The organism is Paenibacillus sp. MB22_1 (genome assembly GCF_047200555.1).
GTDB classification, from domain to species: Bacteria; Bacillota; Bacilli; order Paenibacillales; family Paenibacillaceae; genus Fontibacillus; species Fontibacillus phoenicis.
Window position 1 is genome coordinate 1315001 of record NZ_JBLADV010000002.1, and the last position, 18082, is coordinate 1333082.

Below are 18082 nucleotides of genomic sequence, written 5' to 3' on the forward strand. Positions count from 1 at the left end.
ACTTCCCACCCTAGTTAGATTTTCAAACACGCGACTATTGCTGCGGTCTCGAAACAGGGGAATCATTATTCTTCGTTAGGATCTTGCCCAGGTTCCGAACCATGGCCTTCAACCGCTTGCCCTTGGTCCTGGGAGGACTCATCTTCTCCCTCTTGGTCTTCTTCCTCACTCTTGTCCGTGCGGCAAACCGTCGCCACGGTATCGTCTTCGCGGATGTTGATCAGCTTCACGCCTTGCGTGTTCCGGCCCATGGTGGAGATACCCTCCATGCTCGTTCGGATCAGCGTACCGCTCGCGGTAATGATCATCAGGTCCTCTTCATCCTTAACGACCTTGAGTCCGACAACCGTACCGTTCTTCTCCGTGACATTAATCGTTTTGATCCCCTTACCGCCGCGGCTTTGCGTGCGATATTCGGAGATCGGCGTCCGCTTGCCGTAACCATTCGCGGTTACGATCAAGACATCCTGCCCCGGAACCACAACGTCCATGCCGATGACAGAGTCGCCTTCATCCAGCGTGATCCCTTTAACACCGGTAGCTGCCCGGCCCATAGAGCGTACATCGCTTTCTGGGAACCGGATCGACATGCCTTGTGCTGTACCCATGATCACTTCTTCATTGCCATCGGTCAGCTTCACGTCGATTAACGTATCGTCTTCGCGCAGGTTGACGGCAATCAATCCGCCCTTGCGGATGTTGATATAGTCTTCGATTGGCGTCTTCTTGACGATCCCTTGCTTCGTAGCAAAGAACAAATACTTGTTATCGTCAAAACGCTCGACCTCGATAACCGCATTGACCGTCTCGCCCTGCTCAATCTGAATCAGGTTAATAATTGGCGTCCCCCGAGCCGTACGTCCCAGCTCTGGAATCTCGTACGCTTTGAGGCGATACGCCTTGCCGCGATCGGTAAAGAACATCAGATAATGATGGGAGTTCGTCACGAACAGATGCTCCACGAAATCATTATCCTTGGTGTCCATCCCGACAACGCCGCGCCCGCCGCGCTTCTGGCTGCGGTACGTTGTCACCGGCAACCGCTTGATGTAGCCGGTATGCGTAATCGTGATGACCACTTCCTCTTGAGGAATCAAATCCTCGTCGAGGATGCTTTCTTCACCGATCGTAATTTCCGTACGGCGTTCATCCGCGTATCTCTCACGGATTTCCTGCAGCTCTTCACCGATAATTTTCAGCACGAGCTGTTCATTGGCCAGAATCTCACGATATTCAGCGATCTTCTGGAGCAATTCGTTATATTCGTCTTCGATCTTCTCGCGCTCCAATCCGGTTAACCGGCGGAGTCTCATATCGAGAATCGCTTGGGCTTGTTCAGGGCTCAGACCAAAACGGGTCATCAAGCCTTCACGGGCTTCTTCATCCGAATTTGATCCCCGGATCAAAGCGATAACTTCATCAATGTGATCCAAGGCGATCCGCAAACCTTCCAGGATATGCGCCCGGGCTTCGGCTTTCTTCAAATCAAATTCGGTGCGCCGGCGAACAACTTCAACCTGATGCTGTAGATAATGACTCAAGACATCTTTCAGCGTCAGAATCTTCGGTTCATTGTTTACGATCGCCAGCATATTAATGCCAAAAGTGCTTTGCAGCGCCGTATGCTTATACAGGTTATTCAGCACGACGTTCGGATTGACGTCCCGCCGAAGCTCGATAACCACGCGCATGCCGGTGCGATCCGACTCGTCGCGCAAGTCGGTAATCCCGTCAATTTTCTTCTCACGTACCAGTTCGGCGATTTTTTCAACCAGACGGGCCTTGTTGACCTGATAAGGAAGCTCCTCCACGACGATCCGTGCTTTGTTGTTGTGCTCCTCAATCGTGGTCTTCGCCCGCATCGTAATCGAGCCGCGTCCCGTCGTATACGCCTGGCGGATCCCCGAACGGCCCAAGATATAAGCAGCCGTAGGAAAATCCGGGCCTTTGATATAATCCATCAATTCCAGCGAACTGATCTCCGGATTCTTGATTAACGCCTGAACCCCGTCAATGACTTCCCCTAAGTTATGCGGAGGGATATTCGTTGCCATCCCAACCGCGATCCCCGATACCCCATTCACCAGCAAGTTCGGGAAGCGGGAAGGCAGCACGACCGGTTCCTGCTCCTCACCGTCGTAGTTCGGCATGAAATCGATGGTTTCTTTATTGATGTCACGCAGCATTTCCATAGCGATTTTGGATAAACGCGCTTCCGTATACCGCATCGCTGCAGCCATATCCCCGTCGACCGAACCAAAGTTACCATGGCCTTCGACAAGCATATATCTCATTGAGAAATCCTGCGCCATCCGCACCATCGTCTCGTAAACGGCGGAATCACCGTGAGGATGATATTTACCGATGACTTCACCGACGATTCTCGCTGACTTCTTAAATGGTTTGTCCGGATGCATTCCTAAATCCGCCATCGCATAGAGAATGCGACGATGCACCGGCTTCAAACCATCCCGCACATCCGGCAACGCACGGCTGACAATAATGCTCATGGCATAGTCCATAAAAGACTCGCGCATTTCCACATTAATGTCCCGATCTATGATTTGAGAGAATTTTTCTTCCGCCATGCTGGACCTCCTTCATAATCTATCCACGTGCCTTCGTATGGGAAAAAGCCCGAAAAACCGCCACTTTCATTATATTACTTTCACAATTCAAGCTCAATTAAACGTGACCGGCCTTGAAACACGATCCATATAGACAGCAAAAAATTAGGGATGTGTCCACTCCCATCGAATCGAACGTTCATACACTACGGATATAGGCATTTTCTTTGAATCGCTGAAAAAGCTAATAAAATCCCCATATCTTATAATTATACCATTGTTTTTCTCTTCTGTCCTATGTTTTTCGTATAACGCGCAGATGACAACGGGCCGTCTTCCCGGTCCGAAAGAAAGGAAGGATAAACGTTTTGACGATCCAACGTATTGCAAGCAAGTGGGAGAAAACGAAAGTGATCTACCAGAAGGAATCCCTTCGTCCCTACATTCCGGATACGCGAAAATATTCCTACGAGCATCTTCAGGATATGCTGGAGGAATACGGCTATGTCTTCGTCAAACCGGATCACGGCACCTATGGCATTGGCGTGATGAGCATTGAGAAATGGACGGATGACCTGAGTCCAGGCAGCCCGCTTCAGTATAAGCTTAGATACGGAATTGAATACGAGCTCTACCCCACGATCGAGGAGCTTCATGACGCGCTTGTCGCCAAGATGGGATCTAAACCTTACCTGATCCAAAAAGGCATCCGCCTCCTCACCTACCGCCGCCGCAGGTTCGATATCCGTGCGCTCGTCCAGCAGACCCCCCGGAAGACCTGGGAAACCACCGGATTTATCGGGAGGATTGCCGCCCAGCAGAAGGTCATCACCAATTATCACGGCGGCGGCAGCGTAATGCTGATTGAGGATCTGCTCAGCCCCTATATGACCCCTAAAGAATTTGCCGAAAAATACAAGGAAATGAAGTCCATTGGCGTTCAGGCCGCCATCCAACTTGCTCGGAAGTTTCCGCAGCTCAAGGAAATCGGATTGGACATCGCTATCGACGAAGATCATCGGATCTGGATCTTGGAAATCAATACAAAGCCCGCTCTCTTCCCCTTCAAAATGCTCCATCCGAAAGAGGTCTATCAAAAGATCCGGCGTTACGCCACCGCTTACGGCCGACTGAAAGCGAAATCCGCCAAAGCAAAATAGAAAAAAGGCTGTTCCCATTCTTCCGGATGTAAGTCCGGAGAGTATAGAACAGCCTTTACTATTGGCTCCCGCTATCCCTTAGATATCGAGATTCTTAACGTATTTCGCATGCTCGTGAATGAATTCGCGCCGTGGTTCGACGTTATCTCCCATCAATGTATCAAAGATCGCATCCGCCTGGATGGCGTCAGAGATCGAGACTTGCTGCATTACACGGCTCTCCGGATCCATTGTGGTCTCCCAGAGCTGTTCCGCATTCATCTCGCCTAGACCTTTGTACCGCTGCACATTCACTTTCGCGCCCTCACCAAATTCAGCGATGATTTGATCGCGTTCTTTCTCAGAGTTGGCGTAACGAACCACCTTGTTGCGTTCGATCTTAAAGAGCGGCGGCTGCGCGATGTAAACATACCCTGCCTCAATGATTTTACGCATGTAGCGGAAGAAGAACGTTAAGAGCAATGTACGAATATGCGCCCCGTCGACGTCAGCATCCGTCATGATGATAATCTTATGGTACCGTGCCTTCGAGATATCAAAATCTTCGCCGATCCCGGTGCCAAGTGCCGTGATGATCGCCCGAATCTCCGCATTCCCGAGGATGCGGTCAAGCCGTGCTTTCTCGACGTTCAAGATCTTACCGCGCAGCGGCAAGATCGCCTGGAAGTGACGATCCCGTCCTTGCTTCGCCGATCCGCCCGCCGAGTCACCTTCGACGATATACAGTTCGCTGATCGAGGCATCCTTCGAAGAGCAGTCTGCCAGCTTGCCCGGCAGGGCGCTGACTTCCAGTGCACTCTTACGCCGCGTCAGTTCGCGCGCTTTCCGGGCAGCTTCCCGCGCCCGCGAAGCTTGAAGCGATTTCTCCAAAATGCGCCGGGACACGGACGGATTCTCATCCATGAACTCCTGCAGCTTCTCGGCAAAGAGCGATTCCACGATCCCGCGGACTTCACTGTTGCCCAGTTTGGTTTTCGTTTGCCCCTCAAACTGAGGCTCTGGAATTTTGACGGAAATAATCGCTGTTAACCCTTCGCGCACATCATCCCCGGTCAGGTTCGAATCGTTCTCCTTAATCATGCCGGTCTTGCGGGCATAATCGTTAATGATCCGCGTCAATGCACTCTTGAAGCCAGACTCATGCGTCCCGCCCTCGTGAGTATGAATGTTGTTTGCGAAAGAATAAATATTTTCCGTATAGCCATCGTTATACTGCAGCGAGATTTCCACCTGGATCATATCCCGCTGACCTTCAACGTAAATCGGCTCCTCATGAAGCACTTCGCGGTTCTGATTCAGAAAGCGGACATACTCCATAATGCCGCCTTCGTAGTGGAACGACTCGCTTTGACCTGTCCGTTCGTCCGTCAGCGAAATGTTAATCCCTTTGTTCAAGAAAGCGAGTTCGCGAATCCGCGTCAACAGCGTATTATAATCAAAGACCGTGGTCTCTGTAAAAATTTCAGGATCCGGATAAAAAGTCGTTTTGGTCCCCGTTTCAGTCGTGTCACCGATCACCCGTACGTCGTATTGAGGTGTGCCGCGGTGATACTCCTGCTGATAGATATGACCGTCGCGCTTGACCTCGACGATCACCTTCGTCGACAGGGCATTAACGACGGAGACACCTACACCATGCAAGCCCCCGGATACTTTATATCCGCCGCCGCCGAATTTCCCCCCGGCATGAAGCACAGTCATGACGACTTCCAGCGTCGACTTCTGCAGCTTCTCATTCATCCCAACCGGAATCCCCCGGCCGTTATCCTCAACCGTTACGCTGTTATCAGGATGAACCGTGACATCAATTTTATTCGCATAGCCGGCCAGCGCTTCGTCGATACTATTGTCTACGACTTCCCATACCAGGTGATGCAGGCCGCGTACGCTGGTCGACCCAATGTACATCCCCGGGCGTTTGCGCACCGCTTCCAAGCCTTCAAGCACCTGAATATTACTCTCGTCATATGTTTGTTCGTTCATTGACAATGCCTTCACCTACTTCTCTAGAATCAAATTCAAGGCTAAACCGTCAAAATCACGTTCGCTTTCTTCTTCAGCGTAGCGGAGGAGATCGGCGAGTAATAGATCTCGTTTTGGGTCACGACGATAGACTTCGCTTCCTCCTCGCCGATGCGCACCACGTTCTTGGTCTCCAGCGCATGGCTGAGGAATTGCTTGGATATTTTTGAAGACTTCTCGATCGTGATATCGAAAATTGCAATCAATTCCGAAGAGAGGATCACCTTTTCTCCGCCCAAATGTATATACATCCGTTTCCCTCCGTCCTTAACCTTGGACTTGTCCTTCCTGAACATGAAAAATGCTGGCGTCCTGTAATCGGCTTGCATTGATGCTCTCAATCCCTGTAGCCGTGATGAACGTCTGCACTTTACTCTGAAACGTTTCGATCAATTGGGTTTGGCGGTACGGATCCAACTCCGACAACACGTCATCCAGCAAGAGAATCGGGTATTCGCCGATTTCCTCATGAATGAGTTCAATTTCCGCCAGTTTTAACGATAATGCCGTCGTCCGCTGCTGGCCTTGGGACCCGTAGACTTGCGCTTCATTGCCGTTGATGATAAACGACAGATCATCGCGATGTGGTCCACACAGCGTCATGCCGCGGCGAATCTCCTGATCCTTCATTTGTGATAACTTTATCATAAATTGCTGCAATAGGACAGCTTCATCTTCTTCTTCGGCTGTGCCAAAAGAGGGGAGATAAGCCAATTTCAAGGTTTCACCGCCTCCGGTAATTCCCTCGTGAATCTGCTCTGCCCACTTTTGCAGTTTACTTATAAATTGTTTCCTTTTTTTAATAATTTTAACACCGTGTTGGACCAGCTGTTCGTTCCAAATCTCCAGCATGGTCTTGATTTCGGGACCGGCGCCCCAAGCCTGTTTAAGCAGATTATTGCGCTGAATCAGCACCTTCTGATATTGCTGCAAATGATACAGATAGCTCGGCTGTACCTGCCCGATCTCCATGTCAAGAAACCGGCGCCGTACCCCAGGAGTTCCCTTGACAATTTCCAAATCCTCGGGAGCAAACATCACGACATTCATCGCCCCGATAAAATCACTCAGCTTCCTCTGTTCCAGGCCATTGAGCTTCGCCTTCTTGCCTTGCGGCGATAAACGAAGCTCAAGTTGGACTGGGCCGTACTTCTTCTCCACCTCCGCGGACACCAGCGCATGGTCGCTGCCAAACGCGATCAGCTCCTTGTCTTTGCCGGTCCGGTGCGACTTTGTCAGCGCAAGGACGAACAACGCCTCTAGCAGGTTCGTTTTCCCTTGGGCATTCCGTCCGATGATCAGGTTCACGGCGCCGAAGGCGTCCAGCGTAAGGGTACCGTAATTCCGGTAGTTTTGCAGCGATAAACGATTTACAAACACGTTCTAAGCCCCCTCATTCTCCGCCAGTCCCCGGCCGTTTGGCCACAGGCAGGCCACTTCAGGGAGCCTGTTCTCCCGCCACCTGAAAAGAGCCGCAACCTTCCACCTCAACGCTATCGCCCGGATACAGCTTCCGGCCCCGCCGCTCTTCCGGTTCGCCATTCACCTTCACGGCACCTTCCTGGAGGATCGCCTTGGCCATTCCTCCGGTTGGCACGCAATCCGCCAGCTTCAGGAAAGAATCTAATTTAATATATTTGCTCGAGATGGGAATTATTTTCATGAGGAATCGGTTTCCTTTCTGTTGGTATCGCCAAAATGCTTCCGCTAGAAACATGCTTTGGACGCCAATGATCTAGTTCGTTGTCCGGTATGGCAGAATCAGATAAAGGCTCTGGCTGTCGTCCACCGGCTTAATGATGATAGGGCTCATCGCGCCTGTAAAGCCGATGTGCAGCTGCTCGCTTTCCACGACCTTCAGAACGTCCAGCATATATTTCGAGTTAAAGGAAATGCGCAGCGGATCCCCCGAAAAATGAGCCACATCCAACTGCTCCGTAACCTTACCCAACTCCGAGGAGCTAGAGGAAATTTCAATGGTTCCGTCTTCCATCGTTTGCAGGCGGACGATATTCGTTTTCTCCTCGCGAGACAGCAAATAAGCGCGGTCGATCGAATCGCTTAACTTCTTCGTATCCAAGATGAGTTCTGTTTTATACGTAGTCGGAATAATCTTGGAAGTATCCGGATAAGTTCCGTCGAGAATGCGAGTATAGAACAACACGCGATCGATTTTGAATAACACCTGGTTGTCGGCAACGACGATTTCAACGCGCGTATTTTGATCCGGGATAATTTTGCTCAGCTCATTGAGCGTTTTGCCGGCAATGACGATGTTGCTGAACCGTACGCCCTCCGCGTCATCCAGACCGGCAATGCGGCTGGCCAGGCGGTGGCGGTCCGTCGCTACGAATTTGAACTGGTTATCTGCCAGGTTCCAGAGCACTCCGGTCAAGATCGGCGAAGTTTCGTTCGTCGAAATGGAAAATACCGTTTGCCGAATCATGTTCTTCAACAAATCGCCGGGAATCGAAATGACCTGATTTTCTTCGATGCTAGGCAGTACAGGGAATTCCTCCGGATCCAGACCTACCATTTGGATATCGGTGGATCCGGAACGGATGAAGGTTTGGAATCCGTCCTGCACTTCCATTTCGATTTCGGAGGAAGGCAGCTTCTTGATGATCTCGACAAAGAACTTCGCAGGCAGCACAACGCTCCCCGGACGCTCTACTTGTACGATTTGCTTCTCTTGATCCTCCGCCGGAATAAAGGCCTGAATCGAAATGTCCGTATCGCTGGCCGTCAGGGTCATCCATTGAAAGTTCACATCTAGCTTGATCCCGGTCAAAATCGGAATCGTTGTCCGGCTCGAAATCGCCTTGGATACGTGTTGGATCGATTCATTGAGATCATGCTTCAAAATACGGATTTTCATAAATTCAACTCCTAAAAGTGTTATGAAGCATAAAGCTTCTAAGGGCATACTTCACATTGAACACTGCCTCGAAAGGGAACAGTCATATTCTTCGCCTCCGAAGCATAACCTTGAGGTATGTACGGTTTTGAGGCGGTTCATGCAGCCATCCTTATGATCTTCTTCGTTGAACTGGACAAGCGCAGCGTTGCAGCGACTGGCTGAAGCGAGCGGCTTGCCGCTACTTATGAAGATGTTTATATCTTTATAGATTAGAAGAAGTAGTAGGGGCACTGAATATGTGGATAACAACCGAAAAAATATGAAATGAAGCCTATCCACATGTGCATATCATGTGCATAGGCTTATCCCTTATTCAGGTAGCACTTTTTATTTTTTCGGTTATGTTGTTGATGATTTTATATAGCTCCTGATCCGTTTTGAGCTGCTGGGTGATTTTCTCATGCGCATGGATGACTGTCGTATGGTCCCTTCCGCCAAACGCATCGCCGATCTTCGGCAGCGAGAAATCGGTGAGCTCCCGGGCCAAATACATGGCGATTTGCCGCGGAAACGCGATCGCTTTGGTTCTTTTGCGCGCCTTGAAGTCGTCCAGCTTCAAATTGTAATACTCGCCAACCTTCTGTTGAATGTCCTGAATCGTGATCATCTTCGGACGACTGGATGGGATAATGTCCTTGAGCGCTTCGGCGGCCAAATGAGTCGTAATGTCCTGATTGATCAAGGAAGAGTAGGCGACGACGCGGATCAGTGCACCTTCCAGCTCGCGGATGTTCGTATCGATCTGATTGGCGATGTACATCATCGCTTCGTTTGGGATATCGAGGTTTTCCGCTTTAGCTTTCTTCCGCAAAATTGCGATCCGGGTCTCCAGGTCCGGCGGCTGGATATCGGTGATCAGTCCCCATTCAAACCGGGAGCGGAGCCGTTCTTCCAGCGTCGGAATCTCCTTTGGCGGACGGTCGCTGGAAATAATGATTTGCTTGCGTTCTTCATGCAGCGCGTTAAACGTATGGAAGAACTCCTCCTGGGTTGATTCCTTGCCGGCCAGAAATTGAATGTCGTCGATCAGCAAAATGTCGATATTGCGGTATTTGTTACGGAAGCTTTCCGCGCGGTTGTCCCGGATGGAATTGATGAATTCGTTCGTGAATTTCTCGGAGGAAATGTACACGACTTTACTGCTGGGGCTGTGCTCCAAAATGTAATGGCCAATCGCATGCATCAGATGCGTCTTGCCAAGTCCCACGCCGCCGTAAAGGAACAGCGGATTGTACGCCCGCGCCGGTGCCTCGGCGACCGCCAGCGACGCGGCATGAGCAAACCGGTTGCCGGAGCCAATAACGAAGGTGTCGAACGTATACTTCGGGTTAAGCATATGGGAAACGCTTTCCTCGCTTGGGACGGGAGCGGGGGGTTCCTTGTAAACCTGAGCTTGCTCGGGGGGAGCCGACTCTTCGATCACGAACGAGACGTCCACCTGCTTGCCGATCACCTCAAAAACCGTCGTCGCCACCAGTTTGGTGTAGCGGCTTTCGAGCCATTCTACAGCGAACGTGGTCGGAGCGGAAATCACAATCGACTGATCGGTTAAGGAGACTACCTTCGTCGCCTTAAACCAGGTGTCAAAGCTCGGTTTGCTTAATTTCGTATTAATAATAGATAAAATATGTTGCCATATTTCCGAAGTATGGCTGTCCACAGACTGTCACTCCTTTTAAATCTTCCAATTGTGGCTTAAGCCATGCAGAAAGAAGTCGAAATAAACATAAATAAAGGGGAATTTTATCCCCAATGTTCAGTAAAGTATCATCATTATAAAATAAATTATCTTCGAATTGTTCACAATGTTATCCACAACCTGTTAATAAATCAGCGGATAAACAGAGATATTCACAACGAAAACAATATAATCATAGCAAAAGAAGGCTTGTTTTTCAATGAGCTCTCGGCTTTTATCCACAAATTCAATAACTTGTGCATAATTCTCATTCACACCACTACATATTGTTTATAAATTGTTTAAAATTCGACAGACAGCTGCAAAATCTCATAAAAAATATACACAACTTATTCTGATCTCTCATCAATCTTCGAGTTTCGGCTGTGAATAATTCAACCGTCCGGGATAGAGAGCAAGCTTTGCTTATTATATAGAAAATAAAAATCCGACCGCCCCATAGGGACGGTCGGATTCGTTTTATATGGATGTAAGAGCGTCTTACTGCTCAGATTGTTGTTGTTGCTGGAACTTGGCAATCGCCTCGTAATCTTCCTCCAGCTTCCGCGAGATGCGGATGTAGATCGGCAGCAGCTGCTTATAAATCGCCGCATGCTCCGGAATGGGCGAGTGTTCGTGGGTGCCGCCAACCATTTCCTTGACGACTTCGAAGGAATCAATCTCTCCCAAAGCATACAGACCAAGTACCACGGCCCCTAAGCAGGAGCTCTCAAAGCTCTCCGGAATGACGACTTGTTGGTCGAAGATATCAGCCATCATTTGCCGCCATAATGGGGAGCGGGCGAAGCCGCCCGTGGCCTGAATTTTCTGCGGGCGCCCGATCTGTTCCTCCATCGCCAGGAGCACCGTGTACAGGTTGTAAATGACACCTTCCAGCACGGCACGAATCATGTGCTCCTTCTGATGATGTAGCGTCAGCCCGAAGAAGGAGCCGCGCGCGTGGGGATTCCAGAGGGGCGCTCGTTCACCGGCCAGGTAGGGGTGGAAGAGCAGGCCGTCCGCGCCGGGAGCGACGCGCTCGCCAATTTTGGTCAGCACGTCGTACGGGCTGATCCCCAGCCGTTTCGCCGTTTCGACCTCGGAAGCGGCGAATTCGTCCCGCACCCAGCGGAAGATGACACCGCCGTTGTTGACCGGCCCCCCGATCACCCAGTGCTTATCCGTCAGCGCGTAGCAGAAGATCCGGCCTTTGGGATCGGTTCTCGGCCGGTCGACCACGGTGCGGATTGCACCGCTGGTGCCGATCGTGACGGCGACAACGCCGGGGTCGATGGCATCGACCCCGAGATTGGACAAGACGCCGTCACTGGCGCCAATGACGAAGCGGGTGGAGGGAGCGAGTCCCATGGCACTGGCGTAGTCTGGCGCCAGGCCTTGCAGGACGTGCGTCGTCGGCACGAGCTTGGACAGATGCTCCGGCGTAATGCCGGCGATCCGCAGCGCTTCTTCATCCCAATCTAAGCGTTCGAGGTTCAGAAGTCCGGTGGCCGACGCAATCGAATAATCGACGACGTACTCCCCAAACAGCTTAAGGAAGACATATTCCTTAATCGAGACGAATTTGCGGGCTTGTGCAAAAATGTCAGCCTTCTCATGGCGCAGCCAGAGCAGCTTGGTCAGCGGAGACATCGGATGAACTGGCGTGCCGGTGCGCAGGTAAATCTCGTGTCCGCCCAGCTCCTTCTTCAGCTTCTCCGACCAATCCGCACTGCGGTTGTCCGCCCAGGTGAGACAGCGCATCAGCGGTTTGCCCTCGCCATCCAGCGGGATGACGCTGTGCATTGCGGAGCTGAAGGAGACGAAGCCGATTTGATCCGGAGCGATGCCGCCTGTTTTCATCACTTTTCCCACCGCGGCGATCACTGCAGCAAAAATCTCTTCCGGATCCTGCTCCGCCACGGCAGCGGAAGGGGTATACAGCGGATACTCCTCATTGGCCGTAGCGATGACTTGGCCGTTGCGTTCATACAATACCGCCTTCGTGCTGGTTGTTCCGATATCGAGGCCGATCATATGTGTTACGGTACCCATAACCTACCTTCTCTCTACTTCAAAATTTCGTATTTCCATTGTAATGAGGTTTACCTTAGAAAATAAAGCTCAACACGAGGATCAACAACAATCCCACGACGGACAGAAGCGTTTCCATCACGGTCCACGACTTTAAGGTTTGCGGCACCGACATATTAAAGAATTCCTTCACCATCCAGAAGCCGGCATCGTTAACGTGGGAAAGCACAATCGACCCGGCGCCGGTGGCAAGCACGGCCAATTCGACGTTGGCCCCAGGGGTCATGGCCAATACAGGAGCTACGATGCCGGCTGCCGTCGTCATCGCGACCGTTGCCGAACCGGTAGCTACACGGATCAAGGCCGCCACGAACCAAGAGAAGAGAATCAGGTTCACGTTCGCGCCGGTGGCGATTTCCGCGATGGCTTCGCCGACGCCGCTGTTGATCAGCACCTGCTTAAACGCACCGCCGGCACCGATAATCAACACGATCCCGGCGATCGGCGCCAGGCATTCGCTTGTGAATTTGGAGATATCCTGCTTGCTGAATCCGCGGCTGTAGCCCAGCGAGAAGAAGGAGAACACGACGGCGATCAGCAGCGCCATAATCTCGTGTCCGATAAACTCACAGAACAGCGTGATCGGACGAGTGGCTTCAGGATCGAGGATATCGGCAATGGAACCAATCAGCATGAGAATGACCGGCAGCAAAATCGTAAACAGCGTGATACCGAATCCCGGCAGTTTGCGATTCCCTTTGACGGCAAATTGCTCCGCCAGCTCGGCCGGAGGTTCCAGCACAATCCGCTTACCGATATATTTACCGAACAGAGGACCGGCTACGACCGCTACCGGCAAGCCGATCAGGATCGAATACAACAGAGTCTTGCCCAGATTTGCTCCATACGCGTCAATAGCGATCATCGGCGCCGGGTGCGGCGGGACGAGTCCGTGTACAGTGGACAAACCAGCTAAAATCGGGATACCGATTTGGAGCAGGGACATTTTTGTTTTCTTGGCAACTGTAAAAACAATCGGAATAAGCAGAATGACGCCAACTTCAAAAAATACCGGGATACCGACGATAAAACCAACGAGCATCATCGCCCAATGCACCCGCTTCTCGCCAAACCGATTCACCAGCGTTGTGGCAATGCGCTCCGCGCCGCCGGATTCGGCCATCATTTTCCCCAGCATCGTACCGAGACCAATGACGATCGCGATCGTGCCCAGCGTTCCGCCGAGACCGCTTGTGATGGAGCTGACGACGTCCAGCGGTTTCATTCCAGCCAGAAGTCCAAGCAGCAGCGCGGAGATCAGCAGCGTGACGAAGGGGTTCCATTTATATTTGGAGATCAACACGATTAAAAATACGATGGTGAGCAGCGTCCAAAAAAGAAGCGTTGCATTATGGCTCATACCAAACAGGGTATCCAAAGTGATTCCTCCTCTTTAGGGTCATCTTGATGTGTTCAGTTCAGCGCTTTCATAAATGATCATGCTGGAAATTGTTCTTATTATGATCAAAACCAACAGAATTTGATTATTGTATACTTGTCGACAATAAATCCGGTGCAAAGGGCCGATAGGCCGCTTCTGTTAGTTATTGAGGAAGGCTCGTATGCAGCGTGCGGTGGGAGTCGGCGAAGTACTCTTCCACGTTCCGCGCGATAATCCCGGGGTCACGCGATTCCAAGCCTTGCAGCAGCTTGCGATGCTTGCCGATAACATAGTTAATTTTGTCATCGCTTTGCGACAACACCTCTCGCGTCGTAATCAGCATCACCGTCATAACAATATGGCGGATGCTGGTCCATAGATGCATGATGCGCGTATGGTTAGCTCCAGCGATAATTGTCTCGTGAAAACAGAGATCCTGGTAGGCAAATTCCGCGATATCCCGGTGTTTGCCGGCCAGTTCCATTTTATCGATGATTTGTGCGAGCGGGGCGAGCAGCGCTTCCGGATTCTCCGCCACCCGCTGCGAGGCGAAGCTTTCGATCAAATAACGAACATCGTACAATTCGTCGACGTCCTTCAGGCAAAGGCCATTCACCACCACCCCCATGCGTTGAAGGCTGATCAGCCCTTCACTAGAGAGCGTTTTCAGCGCTTCGCGAACCGGGGAACGGCTCGTGCCGAAATCCGCGGCAATGCGGTTCTCTGACAGAACGGTGCCCGGTTTGATCGTACCGTTAATGATCTGCAGGCGAAGCTCCGCTGCGATCGATTCGCCAAGCGAGCTGCCTTTTAACCAAGAAGAAGGGTATTGCATGCGATATTTCTCCTATCCAAGGGATATGATCCCGCTTAATGATCGTGAAGTTTTAAATACTTCGATCATAGCATGAAAATCGTAAAGATGGGGGAAACTCGCGCTAGGTTTCGGCAATTTTTCAGCAGTTATTTCGCTGATTCAACCGCGTGGCCGCCAAATTCGTTGCGCAGCGCTGCAACAACCTTGCCATGGAAAGTGTCCTCCTGGAGTGAACGGTATCGCATAAATAGCGACATGGCGATCACCGGCGCGTTCGCTTGCAAATCCAGCGCGGTCTCTACCGTCCATTTGCCTTCACCGGAGGAGTGCATCACGCCGCGAATGCCTTCCAGCTTCGGATCCTTGGCAAAAGCGTTCTGCGTCAGCTCCATCAACCAGCTGCGGATGACCGAACCGTTCGACCATACCCGGGCGACCTGCTCGAAATCGTAGTTGTACTGGCTTTTGTCAAGCAACTCGAAACCTTCGGCGATTGCTTGCATCATGCCGTACTCGATCCCGTTATGGACCATTTTGAGGAAATGGCCGCTGCCGGACGGACCCGTATACAGATAACCGCCAGATACGGCGATATCCTGGAAGATGGGCTCAACCAGACGGAAGGCTTCTTCCTCGCCGCCAATCATAAAGCAGCCGCCTTGCTGCGCACCTTCCACACCGCCGGAAGTTCCGACATCCAGGAAGCGAATCCCATGCTCCGCCAGTTGCTGAGCGAGTTCCAGCGAATTTTTGTAATGGGAATTTCCTCCGTCGATAAGGACGTCGCCCGCTTCCAGCAACGGGGTTAGCTGATCGACAACCGATCGCAGCGGGGGACCGGCCGGAACCATGACCCAAACGACCCGCGGTGCTTCCAATGATTTGACGAGCTCCTTCAGGCTGGCGGCGGGAACCGCGCCTTTCTCCGCTGCGTTTGTTACGGATTGGGAATTCATATCGTAGGCGACCACGTCATGTCCATGCTCCAGCAGATTCAGAACGAGATGGAAGCCCATTTTTCCAAGCCCAACCATGCCTAATTTCATCTATAAAACACCTCGCTATCATTATTGTATACTTGTATACAACTTACAATTTGACTATACTCCGATTCGATTCGGCTGTAAACTACAAAAATGAAAGCGCTTTGGTGAAAAGATGTCCGATCAAGTTGAAACTACTTTTCCACATGTGCATAACTTCTATACGAAGTGATTCTCGGGCAAGCCTGTGGAAAACTGGGGACGTTGAGGTCCCAAAACGGAAGCTGTGGATTGTGTATAACGGAAAAGGAGAATGGAGGAAGGGGGAAGTTCGGTTGACTTTTCCCAGGCGGTATGGTTAAATGTATGAAGGCATTTTCTGTGGATATGAAAATGGGTAACATAAAGATAATGATGATATTCCTGTAAGGGGGTGCGATAGATGAAACCAACTTTCAAACCGAATGTGAGCAAACGTAAAAAGGTTCACGGTTTCCGTAAAAGAATGAGCACGAAAAACGGCCGCAAGGTTCTCGCTGCTCGTCGTCTCAAAGGCAGAAAAGTACTGAGTGCGTAAAGCGTGCGTAAGGACCACCGCGGTGGTCTTTTTTTTTATAGCGTGCCCAGCTAAGCACGCATCTTCTAACCGGTGAAAGTCCGGTCGCGGGAGGGGCCAAGCCCCCGCGTAGCTAGGATACCTGCGTATGGCGAAATCTGTGCGTAGAAGCGTATCGACGAAAGTATCTGTCAGAGACAGGGCGAGCGACATATCAGGCCGTAACATGAAGTGAATCCTGCCGCATCGTCAAAAAGGCCTCGCAAGAGGGAAAAGAGGAAGCCGAGTCTCGTGTATATGGACGAAGGCCATGGAAGCTGTTCAGAACTTGGAGCGACAGCGAAGAATCCTCCGGTGTAAAGGGAACGGCATGGTATGAAAGAGGATGCAGTGAACTGGGGAGACCCTCCCCTGCACGGTAATTTTTTTTTGAAAACCGTAAAGAGTCGCTCTATAAACCCGAAAGGTGAAGTGAGCGTGCTGCAGGAAGGGAGTCCGAGGGGCTCATACTACCAAGGAACCGCAGGACAACACAACCTACGGGAGGGAAGGAGCCCTGCTTTGTTCAAGTTTCTGAAGGAGGTACGAGTCAGTGAATGCCAAACGGCTAACCACACCAAAGGAAAACGTTCAACAACTCCAAGAGAAACTAGGTCATGCGGCCAAGGAAAGCAAGAAGCGAAGGTTTCACGCGCTGTACGACAAGGTCTACCGGCTAGACATCCTTTGGGAGGCATGGCAAAGAGTGCGAGCCAATAAGGGGTCGGCAGGAATTGACGGAGAGACGCTGGCAGACATCGAGAAACAGGGAGAAGTACTGTTTGTGCACGAATGTCAACGTCTTCTAAAGGAAGGTAACTACCATCCGCAACCTGTAAGACGCCACTACATTCCGAAGAAAGATGGCAAACAGCGACCGCTGGGTATTCCCACGGTGAGAGACCGCGTCATTCAGATGGCAACTAAACTAGTCATTGAACCCATCTTCGAGGCAGACTTTCAAGAAACGTCATTCGGGTTTAGGCCAAAGAGAAGTGCGAAGCAAGCGCTAGATCGCATCCGGAAAGCATGCAACCGTAAAGGGAATTGGGTGGTCGACGTCGACATCCAAGGCTACTTCGACAACATCAATCAGGAGAAGCTTATGAAGCTGGTCGAAATGCGAATCAGTGACAGGCGAATCCTGAAACTGGTGAGGAAGTGGTTAGGCGCGGGAGTAATGGAGGAAGGAAAGATCAGACGTTCAGATTTAGGAACACCGCAAGGTGGGGTCATTTCACCGCTCTTGGCGAACATCTACCTGAATTACTTCGATCTCTTGTGGGAACGGCATGGCAGTAAGGTTGGGGAACTCACACGTTACGCGGACGATCTAGTGGTCATCTGCAAAACAAAGAAGGATGCGGACCGGGCGTATGAACTCATAAGAGCGATTATGGAACGCCTTGAACTAACCCTTCATCCAACGAAAACGCGCATTGTCGGACTATGGACAGGAGAAGATGGCTTCGACTTCTTAGGTATGCACCATCGAAAGACCAAAGCCGAAACTTCCAAGGGCCAAGTGTACTACACAACACAACAATGGTTGTGTCGCAAGGCCGAGGAGCGGATACGGGAAGTCGTGAAGGAGCGGTTAGCCCCACCGAGCATGCGCCACAAAACATTCCAGGAACACCTAGAATACCTGAACCCAAAAATACAAGGGTGGCGTAACTATTACTTCACAGCCTACAGCCAAAAGAAGATGGCAAAATTAGATTGGTACATCCTACAGCGGTTCGCAAAGTGGTATGCCAAGAAGCATCAACGTGCTCGTTGGTTGAGTTCACTACGCGAAGTGAAATCATTATCCATACAATATGGACTCAAGACGCTTTTGTAATCTGTACGCACATGAATGACGA

General features: G+C 51.1%; 14 protein-coding genes. 3 read left to right on the forward strand and 11 right to left on the reverse strand.

Features of this window, described 5'->3' with window-relative positions; genetic code table 11:
* Positions 1 to 65: 65 nt before the first annotated feature.
* Positions 66 to 2588 carry a DNA gyrase subunit A gene (gyrA, locus tag ACL02P_RS17975; protein ID WP_412837811.1) on the reverse strand — a complete coding sequence of 841 codons (2523 nt, stop codon included), beginning with the start codon at positions 2586 to 2588 and terminating at the stop codon, positions 66 to 68.
* 347 nt (positions 2589 to 2935) lie between these two features.
* On the opposite strand from gyrA, the gene ACL02P_RS17980 reads away from it, so the two are divergent.
* Positions 2936 to 3727: a YheC/YheD family protein gene (locus ACL02P_RS17980; protein WP_333556125.1), complete on the forward strand. Its 792-nt coding sequence runs from the start codon at positions 2936 to 2938 to the stop codon at positions 3725 to 3727.
* 78 nt (positions 3728 to 3805) lie between these two features.
* Here ACL02P_RS17980 and gyrB read toward each other — a convergent pair whose 3' ends face one another.
* The 10 genes from gyrB to gnd all read right to left on the reverse strand — a co-directional run bounded on the left by gyrB (position 3806) and on the right by gnd (position 15682).
* Complete coding sequence (gene gyrB, locus ACL02P_RS17985) at positions 3806 to 5710, reverse strand: DNA topoisomerase (ATP-hydrolyzing) subunit B (protein ID WP_036644062.1); 1905 nt, start codon at positions 5708 to 5710, stop codon at positions 3806 to 3808.
* A gap of 41 nt (positions 5711 to 5751) precedes the next feature.
* On the reverse strand, positions 5752 to 6000 hold the full coding sequence (gene remB / locus ACL02P_RS17990) for an extracellular matrix regulator RemB (protein WP_009223332.1): 249 nt from the start codon (positions 5998 to 6000) through the stop codon (positions 5752 to 5754).
* Positions 6001 to 6016: 16 nt separating this feature from the next.
* Positions 6017 to 7129, reverse strand: coding sequence for a DNA replication/repair protein RecF (recF, locus tag ACL02P_RS17995; protein WP_009223333.1), 1113 nt, complete (start codon positions 7127 to 7129; stop codon positions 6017 to 6019).
* Between the two features lie 58 nt (positions 7130 to 7187).
* Complete coding sequence (gene yaaA / locus ACL02P_RS18000) at positions 7188 to 7412, reverse strand: S4 domain-containing protein YaaA (protein ID WP_412837812.1); 225 nt, start codon at positions 7410 to 7412, stop codon at positions 7188 to 7190.
* Between the two features lie 72 nt (positions 7413 to 7484).
* Positions 7485 to 8627, reverse strand: coding sequence for a DNA polymerase III subunit beta (gene dnaN / locus ACL02P_RS18005; RefSeq protein ID WP_412837813.1), 1143 nt, complete (start codon positions 8625 to 8627; stop codon positions 7485 to 7487).
* 355 nt (positions 8628 to 8982) lie between these two features.
* Entirely contained in the window at positions 8983 to 10329 is a 1347-nt protein-coding gene (dnaA, locus tag ACL02P_RS18010; RefSeq protein WP_009223336.1) for a chromosomal replication initiator protein DnaA, read from the reverse strand.
* 519 nt (positions 10330 to 10848) lie between these two features.
* Complete coding sequence (gntK, locus tag ACL02P_RS18015; RefSeq protein WP_412837814.1) at positions 10849 to 12399, reverse strand: gluconokinase; 1551 nt, start codon at positions 12397 to 12399, stop codon at positions 10849 to 10851.
* Between the two features lie 55 nt (positions 12400 to 12454).
* Positions 12455 to 13816 (reverse strand): GntP family permease, encoded by a 1362-nt coding sequence (locus ACL02P_RS18020; protein ID WP_009223338.1) that lies wholly within the window; start codon positions 13814 to 13816, stop codon positions 12455 to 12457.
* Between the two features lie 166 nt (positions 13817 to 13982).
* Positions 13983 to 14654, reverse strand: a complete 672-nt coding sequence (locus ACL02P_RS18025) for a GntR family transcriptional regulator (protein WP_009223339.1) — start codon at positions 14652 to 14654, stop codon at positions 13983 to 13985.
* A 128-nt stretch (positions 14655 to 14782) separates the two neighbouring features.
* The gene (gene gnd, locus ACL02P_RS18030; RefSeq protein WP_009223340.1) at positions 14783 to 15682 is read right to left on the reverse strand and encodes a phosphogluconate dehydrogenase (NAD(+)-dependent, decarboxylating); all 900 of its coding nucleotides are present in this window, start codon (positions 15680 to 15682) and stop codon (positions 14783 to 14785) included.
* Positions 15683 to 16061: 379 nt separating this feature from the next.
* On the opposite strand from gnd, the gene rpmH reads away from it, so the two are divergent.
* Together rpmH and ltrA are read left to right on the forward strand one after the other, a co-directional pair.
* Positions 16062 to 16196 carry a 50S ribosomal protein L34 gene (gene rpmH / locus ACL02P_RS18035; protein ID WP_009223341.1) on the forward strand — a complete coding sequence of 45 codons (135 nt, stop codon included), beginning with the start codon at positions 16062 to 16064 and terminating at the stop codon, positions 16194 to 16196.
* A 571-nt stretch (positions 16197 to 16767) separates the two neighbouring features.
* The gene (gene ltrA / locus ACL02P_RS18040) at positions 16768 to 18060 is read left to right on the forward strand and encodes a group II intron reverse transcriptase/maturase (RefSeq protein ID WP_020815955.1); all 1293 of its coding nucleotides are present in this window, start codon (positions 16768 to 16770) and stop codon (positions 18058 to 18060) included.
* Positions 18061 to 18082 lie beyond the last annotated feature (22 nt).

Bases quoted from the DNA above. Each gene is read 5' to 3' on its own strand.
- gnd (WP_009223340.1), bottom strand. From the start codon at position 15,682: ATGAAATTAGGCATGGTTGGGCTTGGAAAAATGGGCTTCCATCTCGTT.
- gyrA (WP_412837811.1), bottom strand. From the start codon at position 2,588: ATGGCGGAAGAAAAATTCTCTCAAATCATAGATCGGGACATTAATGTG.
- remB (WP_009223332.1), bottom strand. From the start codon at position 6,000: ATGTATATACATTTGGGCGGAGAAAAGGTGATCCTCTCTTCGGAATTG.
- gyrB (WP_036644062.1), bottom strand. From the start codon at position 5,710: ATGAACGAACAAACATATGACGAGAGTAATATTCAGGTGCTTGAAGGC.
- gntK (WP_412837814.1), bottom strand. From the start codon at position 12,399: ATGGGTACCGTAACACATATGATCGGCCTCGATATCGGAACAACCAGC.
- rpmH (WP_009223341.1), top strand. From the start codon at position 16,062: ATGAAACCAACTTTCAAACCGAATGTGAGCAAACGTAAAAAGGTTCAC.
- ACL02P_RS18025 (WP_009223339.1), bottom strand. From the start codon at position 14,654: ATGCAATACCCTTCTTCTTGGTTAAAAGGCAGCTCGCTTGGCGAATCG.
- yaaA (WP_412837812.1), bottom strand. From the start codon at position 7,412: ATGAAAATAATTCCCATCTCGAGCAAATATATTAAATTAGATTCTTTC.
- dnaN (WP_412837813.1), bottom strand. From the start codon at position 8,627: ATGAAAATCCGTATTTTGAAGCATGATCTCAATGAATCGATCCAACAC.